General features: G+C 33.1%; 20 protein-coding genes. 17 read left to right on the forward strand and 3 right to left on the reverse strand.

Annotated features, from left to right (window positions below; genetic code table 11):
• Positions 1 to 4: 4 nt before the first annotated feature.
• Entirely contained in the window at positions 5 to 856 is an 852-nt protein-coding gene (locus tag AC1Q5Z_RS03735; RefSeq protein WP_492443837.1) for an aldose 1-epimerase family protein, read from the reverse strand.
• Between the two features lie 185 nt (positions 857 to 1,041).
• Between AC1Q5Z_RS03735 and AC1Q5Z_RS03740 the strand changes: the two genes are divergently transcribed.
• Positions 1,042 to 3,312 carry a M1 family metallopeptidase gene (locus AC1Q5Z_RS03740; RefSeq protein WP_492443838.1) on the forward strand — a complete coding sequence of 757 codons (2,271 nt, stop codon included), beginning with the start codon at positions 1,042 to 1,044 and terminating at the stop codon, positions 3,310 to 3,312.
• A gap of 2 nt (positions 3,313 to 3,314) precedes the next feature.
• Here AC1Q5Z_RS03740 and AC1Q5Z_RS03745 read toward each other — a convergent pair whose 3' ends face one another.
• Entirely contained in the window at positions 3,315 to 3,578 is a 264-nt protein-coding gene (locus tag AC1Q5Z_RS03745; RefSeq protein ID WP_492443839.1) for a hypothetical protein, read from the reverse strand.
• A 201-nt stretch (positions 3,579 to 3,779) separates the two neighbouring features.
• Between AC1Q5Z_RS03745 and AC1Q5Z_RS03750 the strand changes: the two genes are divergently transcribed.
• From AC1Q5Z_RS03750 to AC1Q5Z_RS03805, 12 genes are all read left to right on the forward strand, one after another.
• Positions 3,780 to 4,415: a GNAT family N-acetyltransferase gene (locus AC1Q5Z_RS03750; protein WP_008463114.1), complete on the forward strand. Its 636-nt coding sequence runs from the start codon at positions 3,780 to 3,782 to the stop codon at positions 4,413 to 4,415.
• 64 nt (positions 4,416 to 4,479) lie between these two features.
• Complete coding sequence (locus AC1Q5Z_RS03755) at positions 4,480 to 5,673, forward strand: argininosuccinate synthase (protein WP_073409232.1); 1,194 nt, start codon at positions 4,480 to 4,482, stop codon at positions 5,671 to 5,673.
• Complete coding sequence (gene argC / locus AC1Q5Z_RS03760) at positions 5,666 to 6,643, forward strand: N-acetyl-gamma-glutamyl-phosphate reductase (RefSeq protein WP_492443840.1); 978 nt, start codon at positions 5,666 to 5,668, stop codon at positions 6,641 to 6,643. The genes AC1Q5Z_RS03755 and argC overlap by 8 nt, the downstream gene beginning before the upstream one ends.
• A gap of 79 nt (positions 6,644 to 6,722) precedes the next feature.
• A complete protein-coding gene (locus AC1Q5Z_RS03765) occupies positions 6,723 to 7,862 on the forward strand; it encodes an aspartate aminotransferase family protein (protein ID WP_343585677.1) in 1,140 nt (379 codons plus the stop codon).
• Between the two features lie 105 nt (positions 7,863 to 7,967).
• On the forward strand, positions 7,968 to 9,161 hold the full coding sequence (locus tag AC1Q5Z_RS03770; protein ID WP_492443841.1) for a glutamate-5-semialdehyde dehydrogenase: 1,194 nt from the start codon (positions 7,968 to 7,970) through the stop codon (positions 9,159 to 9,161).
• A gap of 98 nt (positions 9,162 to 9,259) precedes the next feature.
• On the forward strand, positions 9,260 to 10,021 hold the full coding sequence (gene proB / locus AC1Q5Z_RS03775; protein ID WP_343585679.1) for a glutamate 5-kinase: 762 nt from the start codon (positions 9,260 to 9,262) through the stop codon (positions 10,019 to 10,021).
• A gap of 87 nt (positions 10,022 to 10,108) precedes the next feature.
• Entirely contained in the window at positions 10,109 to 11,062 is a 954-nt protein-coding gene (locus tag AC1Q5Z_RS03780; RefSeq protein ID WP_492443842.1) for an N-acetylornithine carbamoyltransferase, read from the forward strand.
• 93 nt (positions 11,063 to 11,155) lie between these two features.
• Positions 11,156 to 11,932 carry an acetylglutamate kinase gene (argB, locus tag AC1Q5Z_RS03785; RefSeq protein WP_198856065.1) on the forward strand — a complete coding sequence of 259 codons (777 nt, stop codon included), beginning with the start codon at positions 11,156 to 11,158 and terminating at the stop codon, positions 11,930 to 11,932.
• 277 nt (positions 11,933 to 12,209) lie between these two features.
• Positions 12,210 to 13,280, forward strand: coding sequence for a M20 family metallo-hydrolase (locus tag AC1Q5Z_RS03790; protein ID WP_343585686.1), 1,071 nt, complete (start codon positions 12,210 to 12,212; stop codon positions 13,278 to 13,280).
• 61 nt (positions 13,281 to 13,341) lie between these two features.
• Positions 13,342 to 14,622, forward strand: coding sequence for an argininosuccinate lyase (gene argH, locus AC1Q5Z_RS03795; RefSeq protein ID WP_492443843.1), 1,281 nt, complete (start codon positions 13,342 to 13,344; stop codon positions 14,620 to 14,622).
• 136 nt (positions 14,623 to 14,758) lie between these two features.
• On the forward strand, positions 14,759 to 15,757 hold the full coding sequence (locus AC1Q5Z_RS03800) for a DUF2157 domain-containing protein (RefSeq protein ID WP_492443844.1): 999 nt from the start codon (positions 14,759 to 14,761) through the stop codon (positions 15,755 to 15,757).
• A 150-nt stretch (positions 15,758 to 15,907) separates the two neighbouring features.
• Positions 15,908 to 16,921, forward strand: coding sequence for a hypothetical protein (locus AC1Q5Z_RS03805; RefSeq protein ID WP_492443845.1), 1,014 nt, complete (start codon positions 15,908 to 15,910; stop codon positions 16,919 to 16,921).
• A 90-nt stretch (positions 16,922 to 17,011) separates the two neighbouring features.
• Here AC1Q5Z_RS03805 and ytxJ read toward each other — a convergent pair whose 3' ends face one another.
• Positions 17,012 to 17,401 carry a bacillithiol system redox-active protein YtxJ gene (gene ytxJ / locus AC1Q5Z_RS03810; RefSeq protein WP_343585695.1) on the reverse strand — a complete coding sequence of 130 codons (390 nt, stop codon included), beginning with the start codon at positions 17,399 to 17,401 and terminating at the stop codon, positions 17,012 to 17,014.
• 204 nt (positions 17,402 to 17,605) lie between these two features.
• Here ytxJ and clpB point away from each other — a divergent pair, with 204 nt between their 5' ends.
• The 4 genes from clpB (at position 17,606) to AC1Q5Z_RS03830 (ending at position 22,794) form a co-directional block, all read left to right on the forward strand.
• Complete coding sequence (gene clpB / locus AC1Q5Z_RS03815; RefSeq protein WP_492443846.1) at positions 17,606 to 20,203, forward strand: ATP-dependent chaperone ClpB; 2,598 nt, start codon at positions 17,606 to 17,608, stop codon at positions 20,201 to 20,203.
• Between the two features lie 396 nt (positions 20,204 to 20,599).
• Positions 20,600 to 21,484, forward strand: coding sequence for a DUF808 domain-containing protein (locus AC1Q5Z_RS03820; protein WP_198856058.1), 885 nt, complete (start codon positions 20,600 to 20,602; stop codon positions 21,482 to 21,484).
• A gap of 318 nt (positions 21,485 to 21,802) precedes the next feature.
• Entirely contained in the window at positions 21,803 to 22,213 is a 411-nt protein-coding gene (locus AC1Q5Z_RS03825) for a hypothetical protein (protein WP_492443847.1), read from the forward strand.
• A 167-nt stretch (positions 22,214 to 22,380) separates the two neighbouring features.
• Positions 22,381 to 22,794, forward strand: a complete 414-nt coding sequence (locus tag AC1Q5Z_RS03830) for a hypothetical protein (RefSeq protein ID WP_198856056.1) — start codon at positions 22,381 to 22,383, stop codon at positions 22,792 to 22,794.
• The last annotated feature ends 171 nt before the right edge of the window (positions 22,795 to 22,965 follow it).

Here is a 22,965-nt window from a genome sequence, read left to right on the forward strand (position 1 = left end):
TTTATTATAATATGGTAATACTAAATTTTGCACTGAAATCTTTATTTGTATCCAATGTCAAAATTCCTTCTTTTTTGTATAAATCACCAGTGTTTTCCTCAGTATCAGAATAGCCTAACCAAGGTTCAATACAGATAAATGGTGCATTTTCTTTTGTCCAGATTCCTAAGCTTGGAAAATCTTTATAATCAACTTTTATATAAGCTTTTGAATTATTGAAAATAGTTAGCGATTTTGATTCTAAAGTTTTAAATATCAAAGCATCATTTTTAAACAGCTCATAATTTAAAGCAACTAAATTGTTTTTTGTTTCTAAAACTTTAGTTTTAGATGAAATCAAATCGTTTTCAAGAAGATAGTATTTTAAGTTTTCTTCTTTTTCGAATTGAAAAGCATAATCTTCAAAATTGTTTGGAAGTGCAATTGCAGGATGTGCACCAATCGAAAAAGGCATTTTTTCTTTGCAGTAATTGATTACTTTGTATTCTAGTTCTAATGCGCTTTCCTTAAGTGTATAAATAAGCTGTAATTCAAATTCAAAAGGATATTTTTCTAATGTTTCTTCGGAAGATTTAAGAGAGAAAATTGCCTTGTTTTCAGTTTTTTCAATTAAAGAAAATTCCATATCTCTTGCAAAGCCATGACGAGGTAAATGATATTCTTTTCCGTTGATTTTATAAGTATTGTTTTTTAAAGTTCCTACAATTGGAAAAAGAACAGGAGAGTGTTTACCCCAAAAATCTGGATTGCCTTCCCAGATATATTCATTGCTTTGTTTGTCCTTTAAAGAGAATAATTCAGCTCCAGCATGATTGATTGAAGCTTTTAATATTGAATTTGAAATAGTTGTAGTCACAATGTTGAATATAAAATGAATGATTTTTCTAGAGATGTAAATATATTTTATAAAATCTAGTTTTTTAAGAAAAAGGCTTAAATTATTTTATTGATAAAATTTTGCTAAAATTAAATTTATGTTTTAAAATTCCTCTGTAAATAGCTTTTTTTTTCATTAATTTGCTACATAAACAGCTAAAAAATATGAAAAAGCAATCTGCAAAAGCCATTTTAACCGCGGCTTTATTTTTTGGGATTTCTTCAGTTTGGGCGCAGCAAACTACGCAGGCGACAACAACAAATCCGGTAAACAATTATAATTATCATGATGCCTTTGGTCCTCATTTTTATACAAAAAATGGTACGACAACTCGTACTGCTAGCGGTCAACCAGGAGCAGAATATTGGCAGAACAGAGCCGATTATCAGATTACGGCAAAATTAAATGCAACTACAAACGAGATTGTAGGTACAGATGAAATTACTTATACTAATAATAGTCCCGAAAAACTGGGGTTTCTTTGGCTGAATTTAGATCAAAACTTATTTAAAGACGATTCTAGAGGAAACGCTGTTGTGCCTTTGACAGGAAGCCGTAACGGAGCGCAAGGACAAGTTTTTGATGGCGGAAACAAAATTAAATCTGTAAAAGTGATTTCTGGAGGAAAAACTAAAACAGAGACAATTGCTAAATACATAGTTACAGATACAAGAATGCAGGTTTTTCTTCCTCAGGAATTAGCGGCAAAAGGAGGTTCTGTAAAAATTAAGATCGAATTCTCTTTCATCGCGCCTTTCGAAGGATCTGATAGAATGGGGGTTTTAGAAACTAAAAACGGAAAAATCTTCACAATTGCACAATGGTACCCACGTATGTGTGTGTACGATGATGTGAGAGGTTGGAATACTGCTCCGTATTTAGGCGCTTCTGAGTTTTATTTAGAATATGGTGATTTTGATGTGAAACTTACTGTACCAGCAAATCATTATGTTATAGCTTCAGGAGAATTATTGAACGGTCAGGAAGTGTTTTCTGCCGAACAATTAAAAAGATATAAAGATGCAGCTAATAGCGACAAAACAGTTATGATTCGTACAGCTGACGAGGTTAATGCAACAGCAAACAATAATTCAGGAAGTGAAAAAACATGGCATTATAAAATTAAAAATGCACGTGATTTTTCTTGGGCATCATCTCCTGCGTTCATTTTGGATGGTGCAAAAATTAACCTTCCAAGCGGTAAAAAATCTTTAGCATTATCAGCTTATCCTGTTGAAAGCGATGGGCAAGGTGCTTATGGCCGTTCTACAGAATATGTAAAAGCTTCAATTGAGCACTATTCTAAACAATGGTTTGAATATCCTTATCCAGCAGCTACAAACGTAGCTGGAAATGAAGGAGGAATGGAATATCCTGGAATTGTTTTCTGCGGATGGAAATCTAAAGGACAAGATCTTTGGGGAGTTACAGATCACGAATTTGGACATATCTGGTTTCCAATGATTGTGGGTTCAAATGAAAGATTATTTGCTTGGATGGACGAAGGATTCAACACATTTATTAATTCATTAAGTACTGCTGCATTTAATAACGGTGAGTACAAAGAACAGCCAACAGATTTACACCAAGAAGCAGAATCTTTCACGCGTCCAGATTTAGAGACTATCATGAGTTCTCCTGATAACATGAAAGAAAAGAATATTGGCATGTTGTGTTATTTTAAGCCAAGTGCTGGTCTTGTTCTTTTAAGAGAGCAGGTTTTAGGAAAAGAACGTTTCGATACTGCTTTTAGAACTTATATTGAGCGTTGGGCTTATAAACATCCTCAACCTGATGATTTCTTTAGAACGATGGAAAATGTTGCTGGTGAAGATTTAAGCTGGTTCTGGAGAAGCTGGTATGTAAATAATTGGAGATTCGATCAAGGAATCAATTCAATTAAATATGTAAAAAATGACCCTTCAAAAGGAGTGATTATTACAGTTGAGAATTTTGATAAAATGCCAATGCCAATTGTTTTAGATGTGAAAACAAAAAGCGGAAAAGTGACGAGAGTTAATCTACCAGTAGAAATCTGGCAACGTAATAACAGCTGGTCATTTAAACATAATTCTACAGAAGAAATTGAAAGTATTGTTTTGGATCCTGATCATGCTTTTCCTGATAATAATGAATCTAATAATGTTTGGACTGCGGGCACGGGTAAAGTAGAAAAAGCGATTATCATAGATGGTTATTTAGGTAATTATGTTACGGCTAAATCTCCTTTAACTATTAATTTGGTTGACAGAAATAGTGTTTTAACAGCTGAACTTCCAAATTATCCGAATTTTTCTTTAGATCCTGTTCCAAATGAAAAAGATACTTTTGAATCGCCTAGAGCTGGATTAAAATTTAAATTTAACGAAGCTAAAACTGGTTTCGACATGACGATCTTAGGAAACGGTCAGGTTATGCAGTTTACGAAAAAGTAATTTCACTTTTGTAAAATATTTAAAACCCGATAATTAGGAATAATTATCGGGTTTTGTTTTTCTGTATATTCACAAAACGTAAAAAAAATGTTAGAATTTAAATTTTTTGTTTTGGAAATAAAAAAATAATGTACTTTTGCACCGATGAATAAAATAAGTTTACATATAACTTCTTTGTCACGGACAAACTCACCGATTACTTCTCCCGAAGTACGGACACTATCTCTATAGTGTTCACTGAGTTTTATAGCCGTATATTTATTCATATCCATTTTTCATTTTGAAATCACATAATTTGTCCATTGGACAAACACATCCTAAAAGTATTTATTATTTTGTAAATTTTATTAATCAATGTTTTGATTTTGAGAATGTTACTTCTTTTATGCTTAATTTTATTGGATTCAATTCTGGATTTCAAGCGAATCAATATGCTTTAATTTTTAACTCTAACTTCAATAATTGAAATGAAGATCTCTATTGTTGTAACTCAAGAAGAACATTTTAAGTATGCGCAGGAAATCTGCGATACGATAGAATCATCTGCCTTATTAAGAGGTACGGGGATTGCTAAAAGAACTCCTGAGTACATTCAGAAAAAAATGGCAAATGGTGATGCAATGATTGCTTTGGCTGACGGAAAATTTGCAGGTTTTTGCTATATAGAAAGCTGGCAGCACGGAAAATTTGTTGCTCATTCTGGATTAATTGTACATCCTGATTATAGAAGTCATGGTTTGGCAAAAAAGATAAAATCGAAAGTTTTTGATTATTCTTTAAAGAGATTTCCAGATGCTAAAATCTTTGGTATTACAACTGGTTTGGCAGTTATGAAAATTAACTCTGAATTAGGTTATAAACCAGTTCCGTTCTCAGAATTAACAACCGATCCAAGTTTTTGGGCGGGTTGTAAAACCTGTACTAACTTCCCAATTTTACAAAGCAAAGAAAACAAAATGTGCCTTTGTACAGGAATGTTATACGACCCAAAAGAAAAACAAAAAACGCCACCAAGACATCCTTTTAACGAGGCTGTTTTAAGCAGACTTAAAAAAATTAAACAGGCATTATTCTTAAACAAAATCTTGTCATTATTTGTCTAAGTCAAATTAACTAGAAAAAATCTCAAACTGCTAAATACGAAAGTATTAGCCAAAATTATAAAAAATGAAAAAAGTAGTATTAGCTTATAGCGGAGGATTAGATACCTCGTATTGTTTGAAATATTTAAAAAATGAAAAAGGATACGAAGTTCATACTGTTCTTGTTGACACAGGAGGATTTTCTGCTGAAGAATTAACAGCTATTGAAAAAAGAGCTTACGAGTTAGGAAGTGCACAACACGCCAACTTAACAATTTTAGATAAATATTACGATAAAGCTATCAAATACTTGATTTTTGGAAACGTATTAAAAAATAACACATATCCATTATCAGTAAGTGCTGAACGTGTTTTTCAAGCAATTGAAGCTATAAAATATGCGAAAAAAGTAGGAGCTACTGCAATCGCTCACGGAAGTACTGGTGCAGGAAACGACCAAATTCGTTTCGATTTGATTTTCCAAACTATTGCTCCAGAAATTGAAATCATTACTCCAATTAGAGATTTAAAACTTTCAAGACAAGAAGAAGTAGATTATTTAGCTCAAAACGGAGTTCACTATTCTTGGGAAAAAGCACAATATTCTATCAATAAAGGACTTTGGGGAACAAGCGTTGGAGGAAAAGAAACTTTAACTTCAAGTCAGCCATTGCCAAGTGAAGCTTATCCTTCTCAATTACAAAAAGAAGGAGAAGAAAAAGTAACACTTCATTTCGAGCAAGGAGAATTAGTTGGTTTAAACGGAAAAACAGATAAACCTTCAAATAATATTGTGGCTCTTGAAAAACTAGCAAGTGCTTATGCAATTGGTAGAGATATTCACGTAGGTGATACGATTATCGGAATTAAAGGAAGAGTTGGTTTTGAAGCTGCTGCTCCGTTAATTATTATCAAAGCGCACCATTTGTTAGAGAAACATACTCTTGGAAAATGGCAGCAATACTGGAAAGAGCAATTAGGAAACTGGTACGGAATGTTGTTTCACGAAGGTCAGTTTTTGGATCCTGTAATGAGAAACATCGAAACTTTCTTGCAAGACACACAAAAAACAGTAAACGGAACGGTTACAGTTTCATTAAAACCATACCATTTCTCACTTGACGGAATCGAATCTGAAAATGATTTAATGAACACAGGTTTCGGTCAATACGGAGAAATGAACAATGCTTGGACATCTGACGATGCAAAAGGATTTATCAAGATTTTAGGAAATGCACAAAACATATTCTCATCTGTAAACAAATTAGATCATGATTAATGTCGGAATTATTGGTGGTTCGGGCTACACGGCTGGAGAACTCATCAGAATTTTAATGTATCATCCCAAAGTAAACATCGATTTTGTTTACAGTACAACAAATGCTGGAAAGCCACTTTCTGTAGCACACCAAGATTTGATGGGTGATATTGAAATGAATTTCACAGATGAAATCAATCCGAATGTGAATGTTGTTTTCTTATGTTTAGGTCACGGAAAATCGATTTCATTTTTAAAAGAAAATCAGTTTGCAAGTCACACTAAAATCATTGATTTAGGAAATGATTTCAGGCTGAATAAAGATGCCCATTTCGAAGGAAAAGATTTTGTTTACGGATTGCCTGAAATCAATAAAGCCGAAATCAAAAAGACAAATTATATTGCAAATCCGGGTTGTTTTGCAACGGCTATTCAGTTGGCATTATTGCCTTTAGCCGAGCATAATTTGCTAAATAATGATGTTCATATTAATGCAACAACTGGAAGCACAGGAGCAGGAGTGAGTCTTTCAGAAACTTCTCATTTCAGTTGGAGAAATAACAATATGTCACATTATAAAGCTTTTGAGCATCAACATTTGGGAGAAATCGGAGAAAGCTTAGTTCAGTTGCAAGACGATTTTGACAGCGAATTACTTTTTATTCCGAACAGAGGAGATTTTCCAAGAGGAATTTTTGCAACGCTTTATACATTATGTGATGACAGTTTGGAACAATTGGTTGCTAAATACGAGGATTTCTATAAAAACGAGCCTTTCGTAACCGTTACTACAACCAACATTAACATGAAACAGGTGGTGCAAACGAATAAATGTATTATTAGTTTATTGAAAAAAGGAAACCGGGTTCTCATAACATCAATTATCGATAACTTAACCAAAGGTGCTTCAGGACAAGCAATTCAAAACATGAATTTAATGTTCGGATTAGAAGAAACCACAGGTTTACATTTGAAACCAAGTGGATTTTAATAAAAGTAAAATGTTAGATGTTAAACGTCTACACTAAAACTTCTAACATTTTACAAATAACATTTAACTTTTCAAAAAAATGAACTTATTCAACGTTTACCCATTATACGACATAACTCCAGTAAAAGCAGTAGATTGTACAATTATTGACGACAAAGGAGTAGAATATTTAGATTTATACAGCGGTCACGGCGTGATTTCTATTGGACACACACAGCCGGATTATGTAGCTAAACTTAAAAATCAGATAGATAATTTAGGTTTTTATTCGAATGCCATTCAGAATCCTTTGCAGGTAGAATTGGCTCAGAAATTAGGAAAGCTTTCTGGTCTTGAAGATTACGAATTGTTTTTATGCAGTTCTGGTGCTGAAGCCAATGAAAATGCTTTGAAATTAGCTTCTTTCCATAACGGAAAATCTAGAGTAGTGGCTTTTCATAACTCTTTCCACGGAAGAACTTCTGCAGCAGTCGCCGTTACAGATAACAAAAAAATTGTTGCGCCAATAAATGCACAGCAAGAAGTAACGTTTTTGCCACTAAACCAAATTGAATTAGTTGAAGCTGAATTAGCTAAAGGCGATGTTACAGCAGTAATTATCGAAGGAATTCAAGGAGTTGGAGGTTTAGATCAAGGAACAACAGAATTTTTTCAAGCGTTAGAAAAAGCGTGTAAAAAACATGACGTTATTTTGATTTTAGATGAAGTACAATCAGGATACGGAAGAAGCGGAAAATTCTTCGCTTTCCAACATCACGGAATCAACGCTGATATTATTTCAGTTGCAAAAGGAATGGGGAACGGTTTTCCTGTTGGAGCGATCTTAATTTCTCCAAAATTTGAAGCAAGTTTCGGATTATTAGGAACTACTTTCGGTGGAAGTCATTTATCTTGTGCAGCAGGAATTGCAGTTTTGGATGTAATTGAAAAACTTGATTTACAGAAAAATGTAAATGAAGTTTATGAATATTTCTTAGAAAAAATCAAAGAAGTTGACGGAATCAAACAAGTAAAAGGAAAAGGATTAATGCTTGGAGTTGAATTTGATTTTGATGTTGCGGCTTTAAGAAAGAAACTAATCATCGAAAAACACATTTTTACAGGTAGCGCGAACAATAAAAATCTATTAAGAATTTTACCGCCGCTGACTGTGAAAAAAGCTGATATCGATACGTTTGTAAAAGCTTTAAAAGAAAGTTTAGACGAACTTAAAAATTAATACACGTAAACTTAAACCTGACGGGTTTTAAAAACCTGTCAGGTTTAAAATATAAGTTTCTACAAAAAAAGAAACAACCAAAAAACAACCAACCCACTTGAAATTATGAAACCATTATCAATTGAAACACGCAATGCGGTTTTGCGGACTATGGCAAAGCTGGTTGAGCAGGAGCGGAATGAGATAATCTTGACTAATCAGGAAGATCTTGCGGATTACGACGGTTCAGATTTAGCGATGGAAGAACGCCTGAAAGTAGATGATAAAAAAGTCGACGAGATGATTTTGTCGTTAAACCAACTAGCTTCCCAGGAAGATCCAGTTGGCGTTGAGCGTTTTCATTTTACTCATGATAATGGAATAAAAGTGGTGAATAAAACGGCGGCTTTTGGAACGATTTTAATTATTTACGAATCTCGTCCTGATGTTACAATCGAAGCGGGCGGAATTGCTTTTAAATCCGGAAATAAAATTTTATTAAAGGGAGGAAAAGAATCTTTAAAATCAAATTTAAAAATCGTAAGTCTTTGGCATAAAGCTCTAGAAGAAAACGGAGTTTCAAAAAACTGGGTAGAATATTTAAATTATAACAGAACAGAAACTCAAGCTTTTCTAGAAAAACCAACTCAAAAAGTTGATTTAATTGTTCCAAGAGGTGGAGAAAAACTTATTGAATTTGTAAAAGCACACGCAACTTGCCCAGTAATCGTAAGCGGACGAGGAAATAATTTCGTTTACGTTCATGAAAAAGCAGATACAGATTTGGCTTTAAAAGTAATTTTAAATGCTAAAACAGCTAAAATATCGGCTTGTAATGCTTTAGATAAAGTTTTAATTGATTCCAAATTGCCAAACTTTGAAGGTTTCGTTGCAATGTTAATAGAAGCTTTAATTGAATCAAGAGTAGAAGTTATTGTAGATAAATCGTTAGAGAATTTCGAAAATACTAAAACTATCTTAAACGAAGATATTTGGTATGAAGAGTTTCTAGATTATAAAATCGTAATTGGAACTATAGATTCTCAGGAACATGCCATTGATATGATTAATAAGTACTGTGGAGGTCATTCCGCAGCAATTATTACAAGAGATAACGAAGTTGCACAGCAATTTATGGAATCGATAGATGCTGCAGCAGTTTACCAAAATGCTTCAACCCGTTTCACAGACGGCGGACAATTTGGTCTTGGTGGAGAATTAGCAATAAGCACCGATAAATTGCACCAACGTGGTCCAATTGGTCTACAACATCTCGTAACCAATAAATGGTACGTTTACGGAGAAGGGCAAATTAGGTAATTGAGAGAATATGAAAATTGAGGCAATTAGATAATTAGAAAATTCTAAAAAAAAACTTAGAATCTCAGCATCTTAGAACCTCAGTATCTTTAAATAAAATGACAAAAAAACGGATTTTATTAAAAATAGGAAGTAACACTTTAACCAAAGAAACCAATCATATTTCGCGGGGAAAGATTGAAGATCTAGGAATACAGATTGCAGCTTTAAACAACGAATATGAATTTATCATAGTAAGTTCAGGAGCAATTGCAGCGGCAAAGCAGTTTGTAAAGCTGGATAATCAAGATAAAGATGTTTTTGTAAAACAGGCTTTAGCTTCAATTGGACAGCCTCATTTAATGCGGATTTACAATGAAAATTTTAAGGATTTAGGACTAAATACTTCGCAGTGTTTACTTTCTTATTCTGATTTCGAAAAAGAGCAAACTAAGAAGAATATCGTAAACACCATTAATGTATTAGTTAAAAATAATTACATTCCGATTATCAATGAAAATGATACCGTTGCTACAGATGAGATTCGGTTTGGAGATAATGATAAATTAGCTGCGTTGACAGCAGTTCTTTTAAATGTTGATATTCTGATTATTGCGACCAATACAAATGGAATTTATACAAAAGAATCCATTAATGATGAAGTTCCTCAAACAATTAAATTGGTAAATGATTTAAAATCACTCGAAAAAGAAATCGGGGAATCAAAATCATCACACGGAACAGGAGGAATGCAATCTAAAATAGAAGCAGCTGCCATTTCAAAAGCAGCAAATATCGAAACCTGGATTGTAAATGGATTAAATGATAATTTTATTTTAAAGGCATTAAAAGACGAAATTCCTTTTACAAAAATAATCTAATGAGTCAATTAGAAAATTAGTTAATTAGATAATGCACAATTATCAAATTTTCTAATTATCACATTATCTAAATTAATTAAAAAAGACATGAACTATATCTCAATAAAAGACATCAACTCATTATCAAAATGGGTAAAACAAGCGATCAAAATCAAAAAGAATCCGCTTAAAAATCAGAGTTTAGGAAAGAATAAAACTTTGGGAATGTTATTCTTCAATCCGAGTTTAAGAACGCGTTTGAGTACTCAAAAAGCGGCAATGAACTTAGGAATGAACGTTATGGTAATGAACTTTACCAACGAAGGATGGACATTAGAATTTGAAGACGGAGCTGTGATGAATTCTGGTGCTTCAGAGCATATCAAAGAAGCAGCAGAAGTAGTTTCTCAATATTGTGATATTATTGCAATCCGTGCTTTCGCAGGTTTGGTTGATAAAGAAAAAGATTATCAGGAAACTGTAATTTCAGGATTTTTGAAATATGCTACTGTGCCAATCGTAAATATGGAAAGTGCTATTCGTCACCCATTACAGTCGTTGGCTGACGCGATTACAATGGAAGAATTCAAACCTAGACACAAAGACAAACCAAAAGTAGTTCTTTCTTGGGCGCCGCATCCCAAAGCTTTGCCGCAGGCAGTTGCTAATTCATTTGTAGAAATGATGCAGATGCAAAAAGATATGGATTTTGTAATCACACATCCAAAAGGTTACGAGTTAAGCCCAGAAATCACACAAGATTGCAAAATCGAATACGATCAAGATAAAGCTTTCGAAAATGCCGATTTCGTTTACGTAAAAAACTGGAGCAACTTCAACGATTACGGAAAAGTAACCAACAGCGATCCAAACTGGACAGTTACGGCCGAAAAAATGGCTCTAACCAATAATGGAAAATTCATGCACTGTCTTCCAGTTCGTCGTAACGTAATTGTAAGCGACGAAGTTTTAGACGGAGAAAATTCAATCGTAATCGAACAAGCGAATAACAGAACGTATTCAGCACAATTAGTTTTACAAAAGATTCTTAAAAAAATATAGTTTTTTGAGGTGCTAAGGTTCTAAGTTTCTAAGATGCTAAGAAACCATGAGCAAAAACCTTAGTCCCTTAGAACCTTAGCAACTTAGAACCTCATGAAGAAAGTTACCGTAATAAAAATAGGTGGAAACATCATCGATAATCCAACAGAATTAGAACAATTTTTAACCGATTTTTCTAAAATTGAAGGCTATAAAGTTTTAGTTCACGGCGGAGGAAAATCGGCTACAAAAATGGCACAGAGTATTGGTTTAGTTCCGCAAATGATTGACGGACGCCGAATTACAGATGCTCCAATGCTTGATGTTGTAGTGATGATCTACGCTGGACAAATCAATAAACATATTGTGGCGCAATTGCAGGCAAAAGACAATAACGCAATTGGTTTTTCTGGAGCTGACGGAAATTTAATTCAGTCAACAAAAAGGAATCACCCAACAATTGATTACGGATTTGTAGGCGATGTAAAACAAGTTAATACCAAATTACTTGCAACTTTATTGGAAGCTGGAGTTGTTCCCGTTTTCTGTGCGATTACACACGACAAAAATGGACAATTATTAAACACCAATGCTGATACGATTGCAAGTGAATTATCAATTGCTTTATCTGAAGTTTTTGATGTGACGCTAACATATTGTTTTGAAAAACAAGGCGTTTTACAAGATTCAGAAGACGATTCATCTGTAATAACAGAAATCAACGAGCCATTATACAATAAACTAAAAGAAGAAAAAGTAATCCATTCTGGAATGATTCCAAAATTGGACAACTGTTTCAATAGTTTATCAAGAGGCGTACAGAAAATCAAAATTGGGCATCATAAAATGCTTCAAAACTCAGATATTCCGCATACAACGATTACATTATAAAAATTGTCGCCAAGAATTGACACTAATTTTATCTGTTAAAAGAGAAAATAATTTTAGATGAATATTAAAAAAATCATTTTGATTTTAAATCTAAAACAAAAAAATAATTTGCGAAAATTCGTGTAATTAGTGGCAAAAAAACAGAGTTGCGCAGTACTTTTAAAATTTAATTTTGGAAATTTGCGCAAATTAAAAATGTCGCATATTATTTAGTTAAGAAAGTAAAAGCTTAAAAAAACTTAGCGACTTAGCGCCTTTGTGGCAAGAGCACAACAAAATGAAAAATATAGATACGCTTACCCAGGAAGCAATTAGTTTATTAAAAAGTCTAATCGAAACCCCTTCATTTTCAAGTGAAGAAGACCAGACGGCTCTTTTAATCGAAAATTGGTTCAATCAGAATGAAATTCCTTTCAAGAGAGAAAACAACAATGTGTGGGCTTTCAACAAATATTTCGACGAAAACAAACCAACACTTTTACTAAACTCACATCACGATACTGTACGCCCAAATCAAGCTTACACCAACGATCCATTTAAAGCGATTGAAAAAGATGGAAAGCTATTCGGTTTAGGAAGTAATGACGCAGGAGGATGTTTAGTTTCATTGCTAGCAACATTTGTCCATTTCTATGAAAATCAAAACCTTTCTCATAATATTGTAATTGTAGCTTCTGCAGAAGAAGAAAGCAGCGGGAAAAATGGTTTGAACAGCGTTTTAAAAAGCTTACCAGAACTAGATTGCGCGATTGTTGGAGAACCAACTTTAATGCAATTGGCAGTTGCAGAAAAAGGGTTATTAGTTCTTGATGTAAAAGTAAAAGGAACTGCAAGCCATGCCGCACATCAAAATGACGATAACGCTTTATACAAATCAATTCCAGTAATGGAATGGTTTAAAAACTATAAATTCGACAAAATTTCAGATGTTTTAGGTCCTGTAAAAATGACAGTAACGCAGATTAATGCAGGAAAGCAGCATAATGTAGTGCCGTCAGAATGTGATTTGGTTGTAGATATTCGCGTAACAGATCGTTATACAAACGCTGAAATTCTAGAAGTGGTTAAAGCAAATGTAAACGCAGAAGTAACACCAAGATCAATGCACTTAAATGCTTCTTCTATTCCGGTTTCGCACGGTTTGGTTCAAGCAGGAATCGCATTAGGAAGAACAACTTACGGTTCGCCAACACTTTCAGATCAGTCGGTTTTAAGTTGTCAGTCTTTAAAATTAGGGCCAGGAGAAACGTTGCGTTCGCACTCAGCAGACGAATTTATTTTTGTAAATGAAATTGAAGAAGGAGTCGATTTGTATATCAAAATACTAACTGATTTCTTTAAATTATAATTGAAATGAAATTAAACCCGACAGTTTTTTAAAACCTGTCGGGTTTGTAAAAATATGACCTATGAAACTTTGGGAAAAAGGAATACCAACAGATAAACAAATCGAACAATTTACAGTCGGAAACGACAGAGAATTGGATTTGGTTTTAGCAAAATACGATGCTTTAGGTTCAATCGCACACGCCAAAATGTTGGGACAGATCGGTTTATTGACTCAAGAAGAAACAACATCTTTAGTTGATGCATTAAACGAAATCATCGCTGATATCGTAGTTGGAAATTTCGAAATCGAAGATAGTTTCGAAGATGTGCATTCTAAAATCGAATATCTTTTAACAGTAAAACTAGGCGATGCAGGAAAGAAAATCCATACGGCACGTTCTCGTAACGATCAGGTTTTAGTAGATGTTCATTTGTATTTAAAAGATGAATTAAAAGCGATAAAAGAACAAGTAAAGACCTTGTTTGACTTATTGATGGAATCGGCAGAAAAACATCAAAACGTATTATTGCCAGGTTATACACATTTACAAATCGCAATGCCTTCTTCATTTGGAATGTGGTTTTCTGCTTATGCTGAAAGCTTAATTGATGATGTAACTATGTTGAACGCAGCTTCTAAAATTGTAGATCAAAATCCATTAGGTTCTGCTGCTGGTTATGGAAGTTCATTTCCAATCAATAGAACATTTACAACAAAAGAATTAGGTTTTGAAACTTTAAAATACAATGCTGTTGCCGCACAAATGAGTCGTGGAAAAGCTGAGAAAACTGTTGCTTTTGCCATGACAAGCGTTGCAGGAACATTATCAAAATTTGCGATGGACGTTTGTTTGTATATGAGTCAGAACTTTGATTTTATCGGTTTGCCGGCGCATCTTACAACAGGTTCTAGCATTATGCCTCACAAAAAGAATCCGGATGTTTTCGAATTAATCAGAGGAAAATGCAACAAGATTCAGGCTCTTCCGTACGAAATTACTTTAATTACCAATAATCTTCCAAGCGGGTATCACAGAGATTTACAGCTTTTAAAAGAAGGTTTATTTCCAACGATTCAAACTTTGAAATCTTGTCTGGATATTGCAATTTTCTCGATAAAAGATATCACTGTAAAAGATCATATTTTAGAAGATAAAAAATACGATTATTTGTTTACTGTAGATACTTTAAACGAAATGGTTGTTGCTGGAATGCCGTTTAGGGATGCTTACAAAGCTGTTGCAGAACAATTGGAAGCTGGAACATACAAGTCTCCTAAAGAAACCAAACATACGCACGAAGGAAGTATCAACAATTTATGTTTAGATGCGATAAAAGATAAAATGAAAGCAGTTTTGTAAAGAAACAATTTTTAGAATACTTAAACCGATTTACAGATGTGAGTCGGTTTTTTTGTTTTCAAAATATTGTTTTCAAATTTAAGAAAATTCGACCTAATTTACATAAATTTGAAAAAAGGTTATTTAAATTTAAGATATGAAGCAATTTGATGAACAGGCAACTCAAAGTCTCTTTGAGAAAAATCTAATTACTGAAAATCAGTTTCGGGAAATAAAAGAATATCGTGATCTTTCTATTTTTTCTTTGAATGCTGAATTAAAGCTTTTTCTTTATTTATCGGTAATACTTTTTACTTCTGGTATTGGAATTTTGATTTACGAAAATATAGATTCAATAGGACACATCGCTATTTTATCATTGCTCTTAATTGTTATTGCAGTTTGCTTTTTTTATTGTTTCAAACATTCTAAAGGTTTTCAGAAAGAAGAAACAACTTTTGAGCATCCTGTTTTAGAATATCTGGTTTTAGCAGGAAATATTCTGACTTGCATTTTTATAGGATATCTTCAGTTTCAATATAAACCTTTTGGGGAACATTACGGATTGGCTACTTTGGTTCCAACAATAGTGAGTTTCTTTTGTGCTTATTATTTCGACAATAGAAGTGTTTTAACGATCGCAATTACTGGTTTAGCAGCTTATATTGGTCTTTCGGTAACGCCACAAGATTTATTAAAAAGCAATGATTTTTATGCAAGCCAAAATCTTAGTTATTCAGCTGTTGCTCTAAGTGTGCTATTAATTTTATGGGTCATTTATAGTCGTAGAATTTCTTTAAAAACACATTTTGGTTTAATTTTTCTAACATTTGCATTGCATATTGCCAGCATTGCTTCTATAGCTAACATGACCAGTTATGATACAATTGCTTGGATATTGTTTACTTTAATTTTAGCAGGCTCAACATATTATTTTTATAGAACAAGTTACGATTATAAGGCAATGTCATTGTATGTATTTATGATTGTTTATGCTTATATCGGAGCCAATATATTTTTGTTTAGGATTTTTGAAAACATTGATTTCTCTGATATTTGGGAATTGTTTGTTTTTCTTTTGCCAGCCTACTTTATTGGTTCAATTGTTCTTTTTATTAAACTAATTAAAAACTTCCACAAAGAAATTTCAGAATGATAGCTTACGATAAAAGAAAAATAGACAATGGAGCTTTAATTGATCAAGCAGATACATTGTACAAAGGCGGTTTTATTAGTAAAGACCAAAAAAAGTTTATAGAGAAAGAATTACCAGATTTAAAAAGCCAAAGCAATATTTTGGTTAGAATTGGATTCTTTTTGCTTGGTTGCTTTTTTATATCTTTCAATTTGTGGAGTAATTACTTTAGTCGGTTTAAGCAGTGAACGTGTGTTTTTTGAAATATGCTGTTATATTTTTGCCGTAATCGGATTTGTTGGTATAGAATTACTGGCCAAGCAAGATTATCACAATCATGGACTTGATGATGCTTTTATTTTAGGAGCACTTTTAAACGTTGGAGTTGCAATTGCAATTACAACAGAAAGCTACGAAATTATTATAGCACTTTTTGTTTCTGCAGCTTCATTATTTATGTTCTTAAGATATTTGCATGTATTGTCAATGCTTGTTTTTTGTTTTGCTGTAAGTGCTTTTTTGTTTTTTGGAATGTTTGAATTTGGAGATATTGGGAAAGCTATTTTGCCATTTGCAGCAATGATTTTTGCTGGTATTTTTTATTTTATAACTAAAAAAATAATTGACCGTTTAGCTGAAAGTCACTATTACAATGGATTATTATTAGCAAATAGTTTTTGTTTAGTTCTCTTTTATCTTTCTTGTAATTATTTGGTTGTTAGAGAACTTTCTGCAGAGCTTTTAGGAGAAGAGGTAAAGCCAGGAACCGATATTCCGTTTGCATTTTTCTTTTATGCTTTCACTTTTGTAGTTCCGGTGTTTTATCTGGTTAAGGCTTTAAAAACAAAAGATAGAATAATGCTTTGGATTAGTTTTTTGGCCATTGCATTTTCAATTTATACCATTCGATTTTATCATTCAGTTTTGCCTGTGGAAGTTGCGCTTACACTTGGCGGATTGGTTTTATTTGCAATAGCTTATTTTTCAATTAAAAAACTGAAAGAAAAAGAAAGCGGTTTGACTTTTAAGCCAGGTAGGATCAATCATTCAGATACACTTTTAAATGCTGAAGCCTTAGTTGTGGCTTCTACATTCGGAATAAAACCAGAGGTAAAACCGCAAGCTTCTCCAATGGAATTTGGAGACGGAGGTTTTAGTGGAGGAGGTTCCGGAGGAAGTTTTTAATATGGTGAAGTGTAAAAAGTAAAATGTGAGAAGTAATAATTTGTATTTAAATATCTTACTTCTCACATTTTACATTTCATAAAAGTAAATTTACACTTTGCTTTTCAATGCTTCAGCATCAATATCACTGTGCGAAACATCGTAAACCGCTTTACCGTTTTTGATTAATATCAACTGAGGAGATTCGTGATAAACTCCAAATCTGCTTGCAATTTCGTTTGAAATATCTCTGTGTGCAATTAAGTCTAAAAAGTACGCGTCTACAACATTTTCAAGGTCATATTCTCTTTCAAATTGTTTTAAGGCCATTCGGCTAATGCTGCATCTTGTGCTATGTTTAAAAATTACAACTGGTTTTTCATTAGAAATAGCTTCTATTTCCATTAATTGAAGCATATCTGTTAATTCTATCCAGTTTACTTTACTTTTTGATGCTTCTGAGTTCTCTGAACTTCCGAAGATTGAATTTAAAAAACTCATATTTGGCGTTGTTTATGACTTTTTGACGTGCTAAAACAAGAAAAACTTGATTTTAAATGTCATTTTGTCTGTTTTTTTACTGTGGAATATAATTTGTCTATTTCAATGCAAAGTTAAATTATTTTGAGTTAAAAACTTAGCTCAATAAATCGTAACTTTAATCCTATAATTTTCAAACAGTTAAATCAATCAAATCGAAAAAATATGAATATAAATAAGTTTACTATTAAATCGCAGGAAGCCATTCAGTTGTCGCAGCAATTAGCGCAACGAAATGGCCAGCAGCAAATTGAAAATGAACACATTTTCAAAGCTATTTTTGAAGTTGATGAAAACGTTGCACCATTTATTCTGAAAAAATTAAATGTAAATGTACCGTTATTTTTACAGCTTTTAGATGCTACAATTCAGAGTTTTCCAAAAGTCTCAGGAGGTGATGTTATGCTTTCGAGAGATGCAAACAAAGCCTTGAATGAAGCAGAAATCATTGCACAAAAAATGAACGACGAATATGTTTCGATCGAACATTTAATTTTAGCCATTTTTGATTCAAAAAGTAAAGTTTCTCAGATCTTAAAAGATCAAGGAGTAACAGGAAAAGGTCTAAAAGCAGCAATAGAAGAATTACGTAAAGGCGAAAGAGTAACTTCGGCTTCTGCTGAAGAGACATACAATTCGTTAAATAAATATGCAAAAAATCTAAACGAATTAGCGCGCACGGGAAAACTAGATCCAGTTATTGGCCGTGACGAAGAAATTCGTCGTGTGTTGCAAATTTTAACCCGTAGAACCAAAAACAACCCAATGCTTATTGGTGAACCAGGTGTTGGTAAAACAGCTATTGCAGAAGGTTTAGCGCATAGAATTGTGGACGGAGATGTTCCAGAAAACTTAAAAGAAAAGATCGTTTTCTCACTAGATATGGGAGCTTTGATTGCCGGAGCGAAGTATAAAGGAGAATTTGAGGAGCGTTTAAAATCGGTTGTAAAAGAAGTTACATCAGCAGAAGGAGATATCGTTCTGTTTATTGACGAGATCCATACACTTGTAGGAGCAGGTGGAGGTGAAGGCGCAATGGATGCAGCAAACATTTTGAAACCAGCTTTGGCTCGTGGAGAGCTGAGAGCAATAGGTGCTACAACTTTAGATGAATATCAAAAATATTTTGAAAAAGATAAAGCGCTTGAAAGACGTTTCCAAAAAGTGTTAATTGACGAACCAGATACAGAAAGTGCGGTTTCAATTCTTCGTGGAATTAAAGAGAAATATGAAACACATCATAAAGTTCAAATTAAGGACGAAGCAATTATTGCAGCAGTTGAACTTTCGCAAAGATATATTACGAATCGTTTCTTGCCAGATAAAGCGATTGACTTAATGGATGAAGCTGCTTCTAAACTGCGTATGGAAATCAATTCAAAACCAGAAGAATTAGACGTTTTGGATCGTAAAATCATGCAGTTAGAAATTGAAATTGAAGCCATTAAGCGTGAAAAAGAAGAAAGCAAGCTTAAGATTTTAGGTATGGAATTGGCCAACTTGAAAGAAGAGCGAAACGAAATCTATGCAAAATGGAAACAAGAAAAAGATATCGTTGATGGAATTCAGGCTGTAAAACACGAAATAGAAGACTTCAAGTATGAAGCTGAACGTGCTGAACGTGATGGTGATTATGGAAAAGTAGCCGAAATTCGTTACGGAAAAATAAAAGAAGCGCAAGAACGTCAGGAAACATTGCAAAAACAATTGCAAGAGTTTCAATCTGGAAACTCTTTAATTAAAGAAGAAGTAACTAGAGAAGACATTGCAGAAGTTGTGGCAAAATGGACAGGAATTCCTGTTACAAAAATGCTTCAAACAGAAAGAGAAAAACTATTGCATTTGGAAGATGAATTGCACAAACGTGTAGTAGGTCAGGAAGAAGCGATAGAAGCAGTGAGTGATGCAGTACGTAGAAGTCGCGCTGGTTTACAGGATATGAAAAAACCTGTTGGAACATTCTTATTCTTAGGAACAACCGGAGTGGGTAAAACCGAATTGGCAAAAGCATTGGCCGAATATCTTTTTGATGATGAAAATGCAATGACACGTATCGATATGAGTGAGTACCAAGAACGTCACAGCGTGAGTCGTTTAGTGGGTGCACCTCCAGGATACGTAGGTTATGATGAAGGTGGACAATTGACAGAAGCTGTTCGTAGAAAACCATATTCTGTGATTTTGTTAGACGAGATCGAAAAAGCGCATCCAGATACCTTCAATATTTTATTGCAAGTTCTTGATGAAGGACGTTTAACAGATAACAAAGGACGTTTGGCCGATTTCAAAAACACGATTATCATTATGACTTCTAATATGGGAAGCCAAATTATTCAGGAGAAATTCGAAAATCTAAAAGGCGGAGTTGAAGCAGCAACAGAAGCGGCTAAAAACGAAGTTTTAGGATTGTTGAAACAAACGGTTCGTCCGGAATTTATAAATCGTATTGACGAAATTGTAATGTTTACGCCGCTTACGGCAGATAACATCTCAAGAATCGTGAGCTTGCAATTGAAGAGCGTTACCAAAATGTTGGCTCTGCAAGGCATTACAATGGATGCAACTCCAGAAGCTATTGCATACTTGTCAGACAAAGGTTATGATCCTCAGTTTGGTGCAAGACCAGTAAAACGAATTGTTCAGAGAGAAGTTTTAAATCAATTGTCAAAAGAAATTTTGGCAGGAACCATAACAACAGATAGCATCATTTTATTGGATGCTTTCGATGGCAAGTTAGTTTTTAGAAACCAAACAGCTAATTAATTTTTTTTCATGTTAATCTTAGAAAAGCATCAGTTTTTTACTGATGCTTTTTTTTTTTGCCTAAAATTCTGAAACTTTTTAGCCATTTGATATAACAAGAAATTTGAAAAAAAGAACCAATTTTAAATTAATAAAAATCAGCAATTTATTAACTAAAATTAAAAATCATGAACAATATATTTAGAGGATTACTTGCAGGATATGGCGCTAAAAAACTAGGCGGAGGCTGCTTCGGGACAATCATAGTTTTTATTATTTTATGGGTTCTTTTAGGACAGTGCAATTAAAGGCACATTACAGAAAATTACGAATAAAAACTCAAACTTTGATACGATATTATTGGGCAAATTAAGTCAAAATGTCTAGATTCGCATCACTAAAAATAAATTTAAAAAAATGGGTTCAGGTTTTTTCGCTCTATTAGATGATATCGCTGCAATTATGGATGATGTGGCAGTAATGAGTAAAGTTGCTGCAAAAAAAACAGCCGGAATTCTAGGCGACGATTTAGCAGTAAATGCCGAAAAAGCTTCAGGGTTTGCTTCATCTAGAGAGCTTCCAGTTTTATGGGCAATTAGTAAAGGTTCTTTATTAAATAAAATTATTATTCTTCCAATTGCGTTTTTGTTAAGCGCGTTTTTTCCAATTGCTATTATGGTAATTTTAGTATTAGGGGGATTGTTCTTAGCATACGAAGGAGCAGAAAAAATCTACGAATTTATAGTTCCTCATGGACACGAAGAATCTGAAGGAATAACTGATGAAGTACTTACCGAAGAACAAATTTTGCTAGTTGAAAAAGAAAAAGTAAAATCGGCAATCGTAACTGATTTTATCCTTTCTGTAGAAATTGTAATCATTGCTCTTGGAACTGTAATAGGGAAACCATTAGTATCACAAATTATAACCGTTTCTATCATCGCTGTTATAGCAACAATTGGAGTTTACGGAATCGTAGCGATTATTGTACGTATGGATGAAGTAGGTTTTAAAATGATTCAGAGTAGTAAAAAAGAAAAAAGCCTTTTAAAAAGTATTGGAAATGTATTAGTTCAAGCCCTTCCAAAAGTGATTAAAGCTTTAACCATAATTGGTACAATTGCTTTGATTATGGTTTCAGGCGGATTATTCGTTCATAATATTGAATTTTTTCACCACCTTCTACCAAATTTTCCTTCTATTATTAAAGAATTTGCAATTGGCCTTATCATAGGGTTTATTGTATTGGCGATAGTAAATCTTTTCAAAAAAATATTTAAAAAGAAAGAATCAGCAGTTTAAAAATTATTTCCAATTAATAAAAAAACATCAGTCGAAAGGCTGGTGTTTTTTTTTGTGGCAGAAGGTAATATTTTCAGATCAAGTTGAGTCCCGATAGCTTTTGAGACGTTCAAAAAATGATGCTGTTTCTATAAGAAGTAAACCAGAAATATTTATTTTATATAAGAAATATCGGTAAATCTTGACTTTTTTTTACATGGATAAGATGTTGATTTATAGTTGTTTAGTGTTTTGGTGAAATTTTTAACATTTTTCTTAAAGCAACCATTGCAACCTTGTTCCGTCTTCATAGTAATTAACAATTAATTATTATTTTATATGAAAAGTTTTAGATTAAAATCAGTTTTAGTAGTATTATTTTTATCAATTGCATTTGTTTCATGCAGTAATGACGATGACAACAAAATACCAGCTCCTACATCAAAAGCTGCTTTAGTAACCGAAATTAAAGGTCCAGCAACAGGTAAAGTAAATGATGAATTAAGCTACGATGTGACGTATGTAGTAGACAACGCTTGCGCAGAATTTGATAAAATCTCAGAAGTAACAATTGGGTCTGTAAAAGGTTTACAAGTAATTGCAAAATACCCTTCGCAAGTTTGCACGCAACAAGTACCAGAACCAAAAAAGACTGTATACAAATTTAAGTCTGCTGCAAAAGGAACTTTTGAAATTAAATTTAAAAAATCAGAAACAGAATTCCTTACTCAAAAAGTAGTGATAGACTAACAACAAGCTTAGTTGATATTTTTTTAGGTTGAAAGCCATTTTGCTAAGATTCTTTTTAATCAATGCAAAATGGCTTTTTTTTTGGCAAACTAAAATTATTTTGCATTATTTCAAGCAACCTTTGTAATTTAGCACCATCTACATAATAAAACAATTAATTTACTTATATGAGAATTTTTAGATTACAATCAGTTTTGGCAGTGCTATTTTTAGCTGTTTCTTTGGTTGCTTGCAGTAGCGATGATGATAAGAAAGAAACACCGCAAACTATTTCAAAAGCTGCAGATGTTACTGCTATTTCAGGTCCATCTACAGGAAAAGTAGGGGTTGATATTAATTTTGAAATTTCTTTTATAGCCGAGAACGCTTGTGGGCAGTTTGATAGAATTAGTGATATATCTATTGGTAAAGAGAGCGGATTTCAAATAGAGGTTAAATATCCGAAGGAAACTTGCGCTAATCAAACGCCAACTGCACTTCATACTGTTTACACATTTTCACCGCAGTCAAAAGGAACTTTCGAAATTAAATTCAAAAAATCAGAAACAGAATTCTTGGTTAAAACATTAGTTATCCAGTAACGGTTTTAAACAATATGATCTTAAATTAAGCCATTTTTCATAGATTTTAAATCGATGTAAAGTGGCTTTTTCGATTTTATAAAAATGAAGTTGCAGAAGAACAAATAGAATGAGAATGTTAGTTTACAGTTAGAAGAATTCGCTAACGTGAAATGATCTTTAATTTAATAT

The sequence above is a fragment of the Flavobacterium sp. GW823-FHT06G12 genome (assembly GCF_058794775.1).

What these genes read in the sequence shown, in the direction of transcription:
- AC1Q5Z_RS03770 (WP_492443841.1), top strand. Translation starts at nt 7,968, where the DNA reads ATGAAACCATTATCAATTGAAACACGCAATGCGGTTTTGCGGACTATG.
- proB (WP_343585679.1), top strand. Translation starts at nt 9,260, where the DNA reads ATGACAAAAAAACGGATTTTATTAAAAATAGGAAGTAACACTTTAACC.
- AC1Q5Z_RS03755 (WP_073409232.1), top strand. Translation starts at nt 4,480, where the DNA reads ATGAAAAAAGTAGTATTAGCTTATAGCGGAGGATTAGATACCTCGTAT.
- argH (WP_492443843.1), top strand. Translation starts at nt 13,342, where the DNA reads ATGAAACTTTGGGAAAAAGGAATACCAACAGATAAACAAATCGAACAA.
- clpB (WP_492443846.1), top strand. Translation starts at nt 17,606, where the DNA reads ATGAATATAAATAAGTTTACTATTAAATCGCAGGAAGCCATTCAGTTG.
- AC1Q5Z_RS03800 (WP_492443844.1), top strand. Translation starts at nt 14,759, where the DNA reads ATGAAGCAATTTGATGAACAGGCAACTCAAAGTCTCTTTGAGAAAAAT.
- AC1Q5Z_RS03745 (WP_492443839.1), bottom strand. Translation starts at nt 3,578, where the DNA reads ATGAATAAATATACGGCTATAAAACTCAGTGAACACTATAGAGATAGT.
- AC1Q5Z_RS03780 (WP_492443842.1), top strand. Translation starts at nt 10,109, where the DNA reads ATGAACTATATCTCAATAAAAGACATCAACTCATTATCAAAATGGGTA.
- ytxJ (WP_343585695.1), bottom strand. Translation starts at nt 17,401, where the DNA reads ATGAGTTTTTTAAATTCAATCTTCGGAAGTTCAGAGAACTCAGAAGCA.
- AC1Q5Z_RS03790 (WP_343585686.1), top strand. Translation starts at nt 12,210, where the DNA reads ATGAAAAATATAGATACGCTTACCCAGGAAGCAATTAGTTTATTAAAA.
- AC1Q5Z_RS03825 (WP_492443847.1), top strand. Translation starts at nt 21,803, where the DNA reads ATGAAAAGTTTTAGATTAAAATCAGTTTTAGTAGTATTATTTTTATCA.
- AC1Q5Z_RS03765 (WP_343585677.1), top strand. Translation starts at nt 6,723, where the DNA reads ATGAACTTATTCAACGTTTACCCATTATACGACATAACTCCAGTAAAA.
- argC (WP_492443840.1), top strand. Translation starts at nt 5,666, where the DNA reads ATGATTAATGTCGGAATTATTGGTGGTTCGGGCTACACGGCTGGAGAA.
- argB (WP_198856065.1), top strand. Translation starts at nt 11,156, where the DNA reads ATGAAGAAAGTTACCGTAATAAAAATAGGTGGAAACATCATCGATAAT.
- AC1Q5Z_RS03740 (WP_492443838.1), top strand. Translation starts at nt 1,042, where the DNA reads ATGAAAAAGCAATCTGCAAAAGCCATTTTAACCGCGGCTTTATTTTTT.
- AC1Q5Z_RS03750 (WP_008463114.1), top strand. Translation starts at nt 3,780, where the DNA reads ATGAAGATCTCTATTGTTGTAACTCAAGAAGAACATTTTAAGTATGCG.
- AC1Q5Z_RS03820 (WP_198856058.1), top strand. Translation starts at nt 20,600, where the DNA reads ATGGGTTCAGGTTTTTTCGCTCTATTAGATGATATCGCTGCAATTATG.
- AC1Q5Z_RS03830 (WP_198856056.1), top strand. Translation starts at nt 22,381, where the DNA reads ATGAGAATTTTTAGATTACAATCAGTTTTGGCAGTGCTATTTTTAGCT.